We start from the raw sequence: 11,894 nt of genomic DNA on the forward strand, positions 1-11,894 counted from the left end.
GGCGCGGGCCCGCCGGACTATGGCCCCCCATCGTAAAGCTGCCGGATCGGCGCGCCGCCGGGTCGGGTTTAGGACGGGCGGCTATCCCATCCAGCCCCCACCCGACAGCGTGCCATGCATGAAGCTGAGGCCCGCGCGCAGCTCATCGCGGCCGATGGCACCGCCAAGGCAGATGCGCAGATGCTCGGCCGGGTCGCCATCGACGGTAAAGGCATCCGAGGGCATCAGGCCGATATGACGCCCCGCCATGCGGCCCATCAGCTCGGCCCGGCCTGCGCCCTCGGGCAGTTTCAGCCAGATGTTGAAGGCGTTCGGCTCGGCCTTGAAGGACAGCCCGCTCAGCACGCTGGCGGCGATCTGCTGACGGGCGGCAATCTCGGCGCGGATGAAATGACGGATGCGGTCGGCGGTGCCATCCTCGATCCAGCGGGTCATCAGCGCCGTGGTCAGCGGCGAGGGCATGACCGAGATCGCGCGCAACGCCTGCGCCAGCGCAAAAGCCGCCCGCGCATCCGGCGCGACCGTATAGGCCAGCCGCAGACCCGCGCCGATGCATTTCGCAAGACCGCCGATATGCCATGTCTGCGCCGGCGCCAGCACCGCGAAAGGTGGCGGGGCCGAGGGCGGGATGAAACCATAGGCGTCATCCTCGATCAGCGGCAGGCGGTGGCGGGTGATGATCTCGGCCAGCAGGATGCGGCGGTCCTCGGGGATGGTCAGGGTGGTCGGGTTGTGCAGCGTCGGGTTCAGATACAGCGCCTTGGGGGCGTGGCGGGCGATCGCGGTTTCCAGCGCGTCGGGGGTGACGCCATCGGCATCCATCTGCAGCCCGATCAGCCGCAGGTTCAGCCGCGCGGCGATCGCCCGCAGGCCGGGATAGGTGATCCGCTCGCACAGCACCGTGTCGCCCGCCTGCGCGATGATCGACAGGATCGCCGTCATCGTCGCATGCGCGCCGGGCGTGACGGCGATGCGTTCAAGACTGGGCACCATACCGCGCTTGGACAGCCAGCTGGATGCGGCCATCCGGTCCTGATCGCCGCCAAGTGTCGCCTGATACCGCAGCAGCGACACAAGATTGGCCGACACGACATCCAGCCCCTCGCGCATAAAGCTCAGCAGTTCGGGATCGGTGACTTCGGGCGGCATGTTCATCGACAGATCCTCGTCGCGCAGGCGGCGGGGGTCGGCGGTTTCGGTGGCGCGGACGGATTTGCGCACGAATGTCCCGCGTCCGACATGGCTGTCGGTCAGCCGGCGCGCGGCCGCATCGGCATAGGCGCGGCTGACGGTGGTGAAATCGATGCCCAAGCGCGCGGCCAGCCGGCGTTGCGGCGGCAGCCTGTCGCCGGGTTTCAGCGTGCCCGTGCGGATCGCGGCCTCGATCTGGTCGGCGATCTGCTGATATCGCGGCGGACCGTCCTCGGTCAGGCTGGGGGTCCACAGGATCATGAGGGGTTCCGGTCTGGTACGATACTGAGCCGATTGTATGGATATTGTTTTGGCGCGCAAGGGAAAGTGGCTCGGATTTTCGCACTCATCTTTATCAAATGCACAAGAATTGCCCCAAAGGCACCTGATCAGTGCAGTTTTGGCCCATCCCTGCCAAAGCAAGCGTGATTCATTGTATGGATAAAAAACTGCAAATTGATTGGATGACAATCTGTTGGGCTGATGGGTTCAGCCCAACAAACAGGAGTGTCCGATGCCCGCAGTCACCCATGCCCCGCACAAGGACGGCGACCATTTCGTCGACTACGAATCCAAGGTGTTCGAGGATGTGAAGGCCGACGAGGGTGAAAAGGCTCTTGTCACCTTCCACACGGTCGCGTTCGAAGGCTCGATCGGGCTGGTCAACATCCTCAATGCCGTCCGCCTGCAGCGCAAGGGATACGAGACCTCGATCCTGCTTTACGGCCCCGGCGTGACGCTTGGGTTGCAGCGCGGCTTTCCGACGCTTGGCGACGAGGCGTTTCCGGGTCACCTGAACTTCAACAAGAACCTTGAACGGTTCATGACCGAAGGCGGCAAGGTCTATGCCTGCCGCTTTGCCCTGCAGGCGCTGTATGGCCACGGAGAGCCGTCGCTGATCCCCGGCATCATCCCGATCCAGCCGCAGGACGTGCTGGACTGCATCCTGCTGCACAAGAAAGCAAACGCCGTCATCCTGGACACCTGGACCGTCTGAGGCGCGTCCCCCTTGTCGAAAGGTTCCCCTGACATGAGCAAATCCACCGTCCGCGCCGCCGCCGTCCAGATCGCGCCCGATCTGACCTCGCGCGCGGGCACCGTCGAACGGGTGCTGAACGCCATTTCCGAGGCCTGCGACAAGGGGGCCGAACTGATCGTATTCCCCGAAACATTCGTGCCGTATTACCCCTATTTCAGCTTTGTGCTGCCGCCGATGCAGCAGGGTGCCGAACATCTGCGCCTGTATGACGAAGCGGTGACCGTTCCCTCGGCCGAGACGCGGGCGGTGGCCGATGCGGCGCGCAAGCGGGGCGCGGTGATCGTGCTGGGCGTGACCGAGCGCGACCACGGATCGTTGTACAACACCCAGCTGATCTTCGACGCCGACGGCAGCCTTGCGCTGAAACGCCGCAAGATCACGCCCACCTATCATGAACGGATGATCTGGGGTCAGGGCGATGGTGCGGGTCTCAGGGTGGTGGACACTGCCGTGGGCCGGATGGGCGCGCTGGCCTGCTGGGAACATTACAATCCGCTGGCCCGCTATGCGCTGATGGCCCAGCACGAGGAGATCCACGCCAGCCATTTTCCCGGCAGCCTTGTCGGCCCGATCTTTGGCGAGCAGATCGAGGTCACCATGCGCCATCACGCGCTGGAGGCGGGTTGTTTCGTCGTCAACGCCACCGGCTGGCTGACCGAGGATCAGATTGCGCAGATCCATCCGGACCCGGCCCTGCAACGCGGCCTGCGCGACGGCTGCATGACCTGCATCATCACACCGGAAGGCCGCCATGTCGTCCCGCCCCTGACATCGGGCGAAGGCATCCTGATCGGCGATCTGGACATGCGCCTGATCACCAAGCGCAAGCGGATGATGGACAGCGTCGGCCATTACGCCCGCCCCGAACTCTTGCGGCTGATCCATGACGCCCGCCCGGCCCATCCCCGCGAAACCGCCAATCCAGACCCTGCGCCCGTCGATGCGGCGCCGCAGCCAGACGAGGTGCAAGATGCGTGACCTTACCGGGCTCTCAGCCGCCGAACCGGACCTGATCAATGACCTGCAGACCCGCGGCATGCGGCTGGTCGATCCCCGCGCCGGTCATGAAAGCCGCCGCGGCGGTGCGGGTCCGTCCGACCACAAGGCAGTCAGTTTTGGCGATCAGACGGTGATGATCCCCGTCCATACCGCGCCCAGCTTCGACAGTCCCTATCTGGTCGAGGCGCCCGATGCCGCAGGCCGGTCGCGCATCACCCGCGAGGGGGTGGAGCTGGCGCGCATCCGCTTTCCCAACCGCCCCCGGTTCTATGATCTGAAAACCGCAGACGGTATCGCCTATAACCAGATCGCGGTGCTGCATTCGCGCGACGTGCTGGCGACGACCGTGTTGCAGACCTGCATCCGCTACGCCAGCCGCAAGAAGACCTGCCAGTTCTGCGCCATCGGCCAAAGCCTTGCCGCAGGCCGCACCATCGCCCGCAAGACCCCCGCCCAGCTGGCCGAGGTCGCCCGCGCGGCGGTCGATCTGGACGGCGTGAAACACATGGTCATGACCACAGGCACGCCTGCCGGCTCCGATCGCGGCGCCGCGATCCTTGCCGACAGTGCGCGGGCCATCAAGGCGGCGGTCGATCTGCCCATTCAGGCGCAATGCGAGCCGCCCGAGGATGACATCTGGCACCAGCGCATGAAGGATGCGGGCGTCGACGCGCTTGGCATGCATCTGGAGGCCGTGACGCCTGCGGTGCGGGCGCGGATCATGCCCGGCAAGGCCTCGGTCCCGCTGGAGAAATATTTCAGCAGCTTCGAGGCCGCCGTGCAGGTCTTTGGGCGCGGTCAGGTCTCGACCTATATTCTGGCCGGTCTGGGCGACACGGCCGATGCGATCCTGCAAATGTCGCAGCGCCTGGTCGATCTGGGTGTCTATCCCTTTGTCGTGCCCTTCGTGCCGATCTCGGGGACGCCGCTGGAAAGCCACCCGGCGCCCTCGGCCGCGTTCATGGCATCGGTGCTGCGGCCCTTGTCCGGGATGGTGCTGAAGGGCGGGCTGCGGGCCACCGACATCAAGGCGGGCTGCGGCAAATGCGGGGCCTGTTCGGCGCTGTCCACCTATGAACGGCGGGCCACGGCATGAGCAGCCTGCACCCCCACGCCTTCATCAGCCCCGAATTCCTGATCCGCGAGGCCCGCGAGATGTGGGAAATGGCTGGCGCCGCCCGGCTGCGCCAGCAGGTCTTTGTCGCCGAACAAGGCTTGTTCACCGGCCATGACCGCGACGCGGTCGATCAGATCGCCACGCCGCTGGTGGCCCTGTCCACGCTGGCCGGCGAGCCTGCCGAGGTGGTGGGCTGCGTGCGCATCCATCAGGCCTCCCCCGGTCTGTGGTGGGGCACCCGGCTGGCGGTGGCCGCGGATCATCGCCGCGTGGGCCGCCTTGGCGCCGAGCTGATCCGGCTGGCCGTCAGCACCGCCAACGGACGCGGCTGCACCGAATTTCACGCCCATGTGCAGATCCAGAACGTGGCCCTGTTCGAAAAACTGCACTGGACGCTGCGTGACCATGTCACCCTGCACGGCGCCCCGCATGCCCATATGACGGCATGCCTGCCCCATTATCCCGCGATCCCCGATCCCGGCCGGGGGTTTACGGCCCGCGCGCGGCGGTCGTGATGGATCTTTCGGCCCTTGCGGCGCGCCTTGCCGCGCATCCCTCGATCCGGGGCAAGCTGCAGATCGCCGATGCCACGCGCGGGCTGGGGCTGGACGCGGCCTCGCCCGGTGCGCCCGGCGACGATGCCGCCGCCCTGCCCCGCGCAGACCGAGGCTGGGATCTGCTGGCGGGCGAGGGCTTCATGCCCCAATTCGTCAGTGACGATCCGTGGTTTGCGGGCTGGTGCGGGGTGATGGTCAACCTGTCCGACATCGCCGCCATGGGGGGCCGGGCCACGGCGCTGCTGAATGCGGTCTGGGCACCGGATGCGGAACAGGCCGCGCCTTTGCTGGCCGGTCTGCGCGATGCGGCCCGCGCTTATGGCGTGCCCATCGTCGGCGGGCACAGCAATCTGGGCGCGCCCGCGCTGAACATTGCCGTCTCGGTGACCGGGCGGGCGGATCGCCTGATCAGCAGCTTTGCGGCGCGGCCCGGCGATGCGCTGATCGCGGTCATCGACCATCGGGGCGCCTATCGCCCCCGCTTTGACAATTGGTGCGCGGCGCTGGACGCGCCCCACGACCGCCTGCAGGGCGATCTGGCGCTGCTGCCCGAACTGGCCGAGGCCGGGCTGGTCGATGCGGGCAAGGATATCAGTCAGGGCGGCATCGTCGGCACCGCGCTGATGCTGGCCGAATGTTCGGGCTGCGGGTTCCAAATCGACATCGACGCCATCCCCCTGCCCCCCGGCGCCGACCTTGAACGCTGGCTGCGCAGCTTTCCCAGTTTCGGCTTTCTGCTATCGGCGCGACCCGCACAGGCCGCCGCGATTCAAGCGCGCTTCAAGGCCCGCGACATCTGTGCCGCCGTCATCGGCACCGCCATCGACATCCCCCGGATCGATCTGTTCGACGCCACGCAGACGGTGACGTTCTGGGATTACCGCGACCAGCCCTATCTGGGCCTGACCAAGGATCACGCCCATGCCTGAAGTCCGTTTCACGATCCGCTGGCCCGACGGGACAGAGGAAAGCTGCTATTCCCCCTCGACCGCGATCCGTCAGCATGTCTCGGCAGGGACCGCCTATCCGCTGCCCGAATTCCTGGATCGCGCCCGCGCCGGGCTGAACGCCGCCTCGGACCGGGTGGCGGCCAAGTTCGGATATGCCTGCTCGTCGGCGCTGGACCAGCTGGCCCGGATCGAGGCCCGCGCCGCCACCCAACCGCCAGACGGGCAGGTCATCTGCCTGTCGCTGACCTGAAAGGGGGGCACCATGACCACGCCGCATCTTCCCGTCATCATCATCGGGGCCGGGCAGGCCGGCCTGTCGGTCAGCTGGTATCTGTGCGCCCAAGGGATCGAGCATCTGGTGTTCGAACGACACCGCCGCTTCGAAAGCTGGCGCAGCAACCGGTGGGACAGCTTCTGTCTGGTCACCCCGAACTGGCAATGCCGCCTGCCCGGTTGGCCATACCGGGGCCCCGATCCCGACGGCTTCATGCAAAAGGACGAGATCGTCGATTATGTGGACGGCTTTGCTGCCAGCTTTGATCCGCCGCTGCACGAGGGCGTCGCCGTGTCCCGCGTCCGGATCGATGCGGGCGTCTATCACCTGACCACCAGCCTTGGCCCCTTTACCGCCGATCAGGTGGTGGTGGCGACCGGCGGCTATGACAGCCCGATCGTGCCGCCCTATGCCGCGGATATCGACCCGGCCATCATCCAGATGCATTCGCGCGATTACCGCAGGCCCGCGCAACTGCCCAAGGGTGGCACGCTGATCGTCGGCACCGGCCAGTCGGGCGTGCAGGTGATGGAGGATCTGCACCGCGACGGGCGCCCCGTTCATCTGGCCGTCGGCCCCGCGCCCCGCAGCCCACGCAAATATCGTGGCCGCGATGCGACCGACTGGCTGCATGACGCAGGCCATTACCGGATGACCATCGACCGTCACCCCGACCCGGCCAAGGCGCTGTCGCAGACGAACCACTATATGTCGGGCCGCGATGGCGGCAAGGAAATCGACCTGCGCCAGTTCGCGCGCGACGGCGTGCGGCTTTACGGCTCGATGGCCGGAGCCAAAGGGACACAGGTGCGGTTCCTGCCGGATCTGGAACAGAACCTGGATGATGCCGACCGCAGCTATCTGGGCATCCGCACCCAGATTGACGCATGGATCGCCGCGCAACGCATCGATGCCCCGACCGAGCCGCCCTTCGTCAAGGTCTGGCGCCCGGAACAGGAAATCACCGCGATCGACCTGGCCGGGGCTGGCATCACCTCGATCCTCTGGGCGATCGGGTTCAGGCCCGATTACGGCTGGCTGGAACTGGATTGTTTCGACAGCCACGGGCGCCCCCAGTATCAGCGCGGCGTCACCCGCGTGCCGGGGGCCTATTTCATCGGTCTGGGCTGGCTGAACACCTGGGGCTCGGGGCGCTTTCTGGGCATCGACGAGGACAGCCGCCATCTGGCCGACCAGATCATCGCCCGCGACCGCCAGCTGCGGGCGGCTTGACCACCGCCCGCCCACCTGCCCCGCTGCCCCCCCGGGCGGTCAGGCCAGCTCGATCACGGCGTCGATCTCGACCAGCGCATTGGCGGGCAGCGAGGCGACATTAACCACGGTGCGCGCATGCCGCCCGGCATCGCCCCACAGATCGATGAACAGCTGCGAGGCGCCATTCACCACAAACGGCCCCTCGGCATAGGTCGGCGGGGCCGCCACGAAGCCGCCAAGACGGATCACCTGCGCCACCCGCGACAGCGATCCCGCCACCGCGCGGATCGAAAACAAAAGGTTCAGCGCGCACATCCGCGCGGCGGCCTGCCCGTCGTTCATGTCAAAGCCGGGACCGATGGGGCCGAAATATTGCGGCTTGCCTTCCCATTCGCAGATCTGGCCGGACAGGAACAACAGGTTGCCGGTGATCTTTCCCGGCAGAAACAGCGCCCGCGACGGGGCCGAGGGTGGCAATGCCAGGCCCAGTTCGGCCAGACGCGCCTCGATCGGACAGGCGGTCATGCCGCCACCTGCAGCTGGCGCGCCATCTGTCGGGCCAGCGCGATCAGCGACAGATCGGACCCGCGCGGCCCGATCAGCGACAGCCCGAAAGGCGCGCCATCGACGGTTCCGGCAGGAAAGACCACCTGCGGCAGCCGCGCCATCCCCGCAACACACAGCAGCCGCTGCGAGTCATGGCGAAAGCTGTCAAAGACCGCGACCGGCGCATTCAGCCGGAAGGGCGCGTCATGGACGACGGGGGCCAGCAACACGCCCTGCGCGCCCAGCAATCCGTCCATATGGCGGGCGAACGCCTCGCGGGCGGCGCGGCCTTGCGTGATCTGATCGGGGGTCAGCGCCTCGGCCATGTCCGCACGCGCGTCGATGCCGCGCACCAGCGGCATCCGGGACCGGCGGATAAAGGGCAGGATCGTCTCTTTCGCGTCGGCCATGACGGCGGTCAGGAAGGTGGCATAGGCGGCATCGACCCCCTCGGGATAGACCGCGACCTGCCGGGCAGGCAGATCCCCGAAGCCCGCCTGCCAGACGGCCCGTGCCTCTGGTTGCAGCAGCGCCAGCATGTCGGCGGGCATCAGCAGGTCGGGCGCCGTCATGGGCGCGCTGTCCGCCACCATCACGGCGGCGGTCCGCGCCAGCACCGCCCCGTCGCGGGCAAAGATCCCGCAGGCATCAAGGCTGGGCGCCAGCGCCATCGCGCCCGCCATCGGAATGATCCCATGCGTGGGCCGCCAGCCCCATGTGCCGCAAAAGCTGGCCGGTGCGCGCACGGAACCGCCCGTGTCGGACCCGATCGCGATATCCGCCAGCCCCCCGGCCACGGCCACGGCTGACCCCGATGACGACCCGCCCGGAATCCGGTCGGGCGCCGCCGGGTTCACCGGCGTGCCGAAATGGGCGTTCATGCCATACATGGACCAGGCCAGCTCATCCGTGTGGGTCTTGCCGACAAAGCGCGCGCCCGCATCCAGCAGCATCTGCACGCAGGGCGCGGTCACCTGATGCAGCGGGCTTTCGGCCAACCAAGTCGGACAACCCGCCCCGGTGCGGTATCCCGCGACGTGGTAGATATCCTTGACCGCAAGGCTCAGCCCCGACAGCGGGCCGTCGGGCGCATGGGCCACCGGGGCGGGCGGATAGGGCAGGAAGGCGTGAAAGGGGTCATCATGCATGGGCGATCTCCAGCGTCTCGTCGGCGCGCAGGCAGGCGACACGGCGGCGCGGTCCGGGGGTGACGACGGGCGGCAGGGCCGCGCGGCAGGCGGGCAAGGCGAAGGCGCAGCGCGGCGCAAAGGGGCAGCTGTCGGGCCGTTCCTCCAACGAGGGGGGCGCGCCGGGGATGGCGTCCAGCCGGGCGCCGCGGGCGACCTCGTGCAGGTTCGCAGCCAGCAGGCCCCTTGTATAGGGGTGGCGCGGGTCGCGGATGATGTCGCGGGTGCTGCCCTCCTCGACGATCTGGCCCGCATACATCACCGCGATGCGTTCGGAAATCTCGACCGCGACGCCGATGTCATGGGTGACGAAAATCACCCCCATGCCGAATTCGCGCTGCAATTCGCGCATGAGCAGCAGGATCTGGATCTGGACTGTCGCGTCCAGCGCGGTCGTGGGTTCATCCGCCAGCAGCAGGCGCGGGCGGCAGGCCAGCGCCAGCGCGATCATCACCCGCTGGCGCATGCCGCCCGACAATTCATGCGGATAGTTCTTCAGCCGCCGCTCGGCCGAAGGGATGCGGACGCGGTGCAGCATGTCCAGCGCCACCTCCATCGCATCGGCGCGGCTGATGCCCTTGTGCCGCATCACGGTTTCCGCGATCTGCTGGCCCACGGTATAGACCGGGTCCAGCGCAAGGCCCGGATCCTGAAACACCATCGACACATCGCCGCCGCGATAGGACCGCAAGGCACGGCCCGACAGGGTCATGATATCGGTCCCGTCAAAGGTGACGCGCCCCGACAGATCGGTGCGCTTTTCGGGCAGCAGGCGCAGCAGCGTCTTCAGCGTCACGCTTTTGCCCGATCCGCTTTCGCCCAGCAGGGCCAGCGTCTCGCCCGGCATCAGGGTCAGGGACAGGTCGTTGATGGCATGGACGTTGCGCGCACCCTTAAATCGTACGTTCAGCCCGTCGATCTGCAACAGCGGCGTCATGCGGGCATCCCCTGCCCGGCGCGCGGATGGCCGGATGCGGCGTCATGCAGATGGCAGGCCACCCAATGCGCCGATCCCTGCGCCATCGGTGCCAGCACCGGATGACGCGCCTTGCAGACATCCGCCGCCAAGGCGCAGCGGGTGTGGAAACGACAACCCGGCGGCGGGTTGATCGGGTTTGGCGGATCGCCGGTCAAGGGCGGCTTTTCGGTCCGGTTGTCGGGGTCCATCGACGGCATCGCGGAAAACAGCGACCGCGTATAGGGATGCGCCTGTTCGGCCCAGATGCTGTCCACCGGGGCCAGTTCCACCACTTCGCCCAGATACATGACCAGAATCCGGTCCGAGATATAGCGCACCACGTTCAGATCATGGCTGATGAAGATATAGGTCAGCCCGAATTCGGCCCGCAGGTCGGACAGCAGGTTCAGCACCTGCGCCTCTACCGATTTATCCAGCGCGCTGACGGCCTCGTCCAGCACCACGACCTTGGGCGACATGACCAGCGCGCGGGCGATGTTGATGCGCTGGCGCTGCCCGCCCGACAATTCATGCGGATAGCGGCCTGCAAAGCGCTCGGGGTTCAGCCCGACCCGGCCCAGCAGCCGCCGCGCCCGCCCCACCGGATCGTCCAGACCCTGCACGCGGGCCCCGAACGCGATGCTGTCCAGAATGGTCATGCGCGGGTTCAGCGAGGCATAGCTGTCCTGAAACACCATCTGGATGTCGCGGCGCAGCGCGCGCAGGCTGATGTCGCGGCCAAGGGTCTTGCCGCCCAGCTCGATATCGCCCTCGTCCCGGTCGACCAGACCGATCAGCAGCTTGGCGGTGGTCGATTTCCCGCAGCCCGATTCCCCGACGATGCCCAAAGTCTCGCCCGCGCGGACGTCGAAGCTGACCCCGTCCACGGCCTGCACCATCGCCTGCGTGCGGCCCAGAATGCCACCCTTGATGGGAAAGTGCTTTTTCAGGTCGCGCACGCTTAACAGCGGTCTGGTGTCAGTCGCGGACATTCATCGCACTCCTCAGACCGTCGCTGAGCAGATTGAGGCACAGCGAGGTGGCAAAGATCATCACGCCGGGCAGCGCCGCCAGCCACGGGTTCACATAGATGGCCGATCGCAGCGTGTTCAGCATCAGCCCCCATTCGGGTTCGGGCGGGCGCACGCCGATGCCCAGAAAGGACAGCCCCGCCGCCAAAATCATGCAGACCGAGGTCAGCGAGGTCGCATAGACAAAGATCGGCGAGGCGACATTGCCGATCACATGCACCCGGATCACCGTCAACGCATTCGCCCCCGACGCCCGCGCCGCATCGATGTAATCAAGGCTGCGCACGCCCGAGGTCACCGCCTCGGCCACCCGGGTCACCGGCGGGATGAAGACGATGGTCAGCGACACCAGACTGTTCAGCACCCCTGCCCCAAGCGCACCCGAGATGGCGATGGCCAGCAGGACCGACGGAAAGGCAAAGAACACGTCCACGACCCGCATGATGATCGTGTTGGTGATGCCGCCGACATAGCCCGCGACAATCCCCAGGGTGCCGCCGATGAAAAAGGCCAACACCACCGGCACCAGCCCGATGAACAGCGTCAGCCGGCCGCCATAGATCAGCCGGGCCAGCATGTCGCGGCCCTGTTCGTCCGTGCCCAGCAGATGGCCCGGCGTTCCGGGGGCGGCCAGACGGGCGATCATGCTGCCCTGATAGGGATCGGCCAGACCCAGCCAGGGCGCGAAGACCGCCGACAGGATCAGCGCTGCCAGCACCAGCGCGCAGATCATCGCCACCGGGTCGCGCCGCAGCCGGGACAGCACGCCCGACCAGTATCCGCGCTGCGCGGGCGGGACGACGGGAATGTCGGTGGTCACCTGCACCATC

Annotated in this window: 13 protein-coding genes; 7 read left to right on the top strand and 6 right to left on the bottom strand. The window is 67.2% G+C overall.

The genetic code is table 11. The features are described 5' to 3' along the window. Positions 1–81: 81 nt before the first annotated feature. Positions 82–1,452 (bottom strand): aminotransferase-like domain-containing protein, encoded by a 1,371-nt coding sequence (locus EG885_RS00195; protein ID WP_131572449.1) that lies wholly within the window; start codon positions 1,450–1,452, stop codon positions 82–84. Positions 1,453–1,705: 253 nt separating this feature from the next. On the opposite strand from EG885_RS00195, the gene EG885_RS00200 reads away from it, so the two are divergent. From EG885_RS00200 to EG885_RS00230, 7 genes are read left to right on the top strand one after another with little or no spacing between them, the layout of a single operon-like run. After that, positions 1,706–2,188, top strand: a complete 483-nt coding sequence (locus tag EG885_RS00200; protein ID WP_131572450.1) for an MSMEG_0572/Sll0783 family nitrogen starvation response protein — start codon at positions 1,706–1,708, stop codon at positions 2,186–2,188. Between the two features lie 33 nt (positions 2,189–2,221). Beyond that, on the top strand, positions 2,222–3,208 hold the full coding sequence (locus tag EG885_RS00205; RefSeq protein ID WP_131572451.1) for a Nit6803 family nitrilase: 987 nt from the start codon (positions 2,222–2,224) through the stop codon (positions 3,206–3,208). After that, a complete protein-coding gene (locus EG885_RS00210; RefSeq protein WP_131572452.1) occupies positions 3,201–4,325 on the top strand; it encodes an MSMEG_0568 family radical SAM protein in 1,125 nt (374 codons plus the stop codon). Before EG885_RS00205 ends, EG885_RS00210 begins: the two co-directional genes overlap by 8 nt. Next, the gene (locus EG885_RS00215; RefSeq protein WP_131572453.1) at positions 4,322–4,861 is read left to right on the top strand and encodes an MSMEG_0567/Sll0786 family nitrogen starvation N-acetyltransferase; all 540 of its coding nucleotides are present in this window, start codon (positions 4,322–4,324) and stop codon (positions 4,859–4,861) included. The genes EG885_RS00210 and EG885_RS00215 overlap by 4 nt, the downstream gene beginning before the upstream one ends. Next, positions 4,861–5,832, top strand: coding sequence for a sll0787 family AIR synthase-like protein (locus EG885_RS00220; RefSeq protein WP_131572454.1), 972 nt, complete (start codon positions 4,861–4,863; stop codon positions 5,830–5,832). Before EG885_RS00215 ends, EG885_RS00220 begins: the two co-directional genes overlap by 1 nt. After that, positions 5,825–6,103: an MSMEG_0570 family nitrogen starvation response protein gene (locus EG885_RS00225; protein WP_131572455.1), complete on the top strand. Its 279-nt coding sequence runs from the start codon at positions 5,825–5,827 to the stop codon at positions 6,101–6,103. The genes EG885_RS00220 and EG885_RS00225 overlap by 8 nt, the downstream gene beginning before the upstream one ends. Positions 6,104–6,115: 12 nt before the next feature. Continuing rightward, positions 6,116–7,360, top strand: coding sequence for an MSMEG_0569 family flavin-dependent oxidoreductase (locus EG885_RS00230; protein WP_131572456.1), 1,245 nt, complete (start codon positions 6,116–6,118; stop codon positions 7,358–7,360). A gap of 39 nt (positions 7,361–7,399) precedes the next feature. On the opposite strand, the gene EG885_RS00235 is transcribed toward EG885_RS00230, so the two are convergent. Genes EG885_RS00235 through EG885_RS00255 form a run of 5 tightly spaced genes read right to left on the bottom strand, consistent with a single transcriptional unit; the run spans position 7,400 to position 11,893 of the window. Then, complete coding sequence (locus EG885_RS00235; RefSeq protein ID WP_131572457.1) at positions 7,400–7,867, bottom strand: RidA family protein; 468 nt, start codon at positions 7,865–7,867, stop codon at positions 7,400–7,402. Beyond that, positions 7,864–9,036, bottom strand: a complete 1,173-nt coding sequence (locus EG885_RS00240) for an amidase (RefSeq protein WP_131572458.1) — start codon at positions 9,034–9,036, stop codon at positions 7,864–7,866. The genes EG885_RS00235 and EG885_RS00240 overlap by 4 nt, the downstream gene beginning before the upstream one ends. Continuing rightward, positions 9,029–10,012 (bottom strand): ABC transporter ATP-binding protein, encoded by a 984-nt coding sequence (locus EG885_RS00245; protein ID WP_131572459.1) that lies wholly within the window; start codon positions 10,010–10,012, stop codon positions 9,029–9,031. Before EG885_RS00245 ends, EG885_RS00240 begins: the two co-directional genes overlap by 8 nt. After that, complete coding sequence (locus tag EG885_RS00250) at positions 10,009–11,025, bottom strand: ABC transporter ATP-binding protein (protein ID WP_131572460.1); 1,017 nt, start codon at positions 11,023–11,025, stop codon at positions 10,009–10,011. The genes EG885_RS00245 and EG885_RS00250 overlap by 4 nt, the downstream gene beginning before the upstream one ends. Then, positions 11,012–11,893: an ABC transporter permease gene (locus EG885_RS00255; protein WP_131572461.1), complete on the bottom strand. Its 882-nt coding sequence runs from the start codon at positions 11,891–11,893 to the stop codon at positions 11,012–11,014. Before EG885_RS00255 ends, EG885_RS00250 begins: the two co-directional genes overlap by 14 nt. Position 11,894 lies beyond the last annotated feature (1 nt).

The organism is Paracoccus nototheniae, from assembly GCF_004335005.1.
Taxonomy (GTDB): domain Bacteria; phylum Pseudomonadota; class Alphaproteobacteria; order Rhodobacterales; family Rhodobacteraceae; genus Paracoccus; species Paracoccus nototheniae.